The sequence below is a fragment of the Psychromonas marina genome (assembly GCF_030161115.1).
GTDB classification, from domain to species: Bacteria; Pseudomonadota; Gammaproteobacteria; order Enterobacterales; family Psychromonadaceae; genus Psychromonas; species Psychromonas marina.
Window position 1 is genome coordinate 1 of sequence record NZ_BSPQ01000037.1, and the last position, 821, is coordinate 821.

Genomic DNA, 821 nt, shown 5'->3' on the forward strand with positions numbered 1-821 from the left:
TGGCACCAATGCTGACGGTGATGATCAAGGTACAGTAGTACTGACCGAAGGGGATTTAGACACGGCAGGTGATGGCGTTAATGTTGGTGATACTGACACCAGTTACCCAGCGATAAAATCTGGCGCCTTTGTGATTGCGGCAGGTGAAGACCGCCTTGTAGCCGATTCGGTTAAAATTGATCCCGATTTACAAGCAGATCTAATCACTGAACTACAAAACGAACTCAGTTCTGGCGGTCAACCGCTGACCTTTAGCGTCGATGGTGATGGTAATCTTGTTGGTTTATTAAATGGTGAAATTGCAGTAACCGTTGCCTTATCGGGTGCGCAGCAAGGTCAAGATATCAACGTCACAGTAACCATTACGCAGAATGTCCCGTTAGATCATAATGGGTCAAGTGATGGTGGTTATGTCACCTTTGACGGTGATGACTTACATATTAATGTGCCAGTACAAGCGATTGATACCGATGGTGATGATCTAGATAAACCCGCTAATGTCGATATCATTATTACCGATGGCGCTGACGCTGTGTTTGGTGAAGATATAACGGGCGTTACCATTAACGAATCGGCTGCCATTAACGTGGTGAATGGACAGATCCCATTAGATGTTGGCGCCGATGAAATCGCGACTATTGTATTCCAAACAGCACAACCAGGCTTAACAGGTATTACCAGTAATGGTGCAGCGACGACCTTTACGGTAGCAGGCGATACCTTAACCGTACTCGACAGTGCGGGCGCAACTGTGATGACGGTGGTTATCGCGACCGATGGTTCATACGAGCTGACGATCACAGGGCCTGTTGATCAAAGCG

1 protein-coding gene is annotated in these 821 nt (G+C 47.3%); it reads left to right on the top strand.

The features are described from left to right. The coding region (locus QQK09_RS19285) for a hypothetical protein (protein ID WP_284205866.1) at nucleotides 1–821 on the top strand (821 nt) is incomplete at both ends.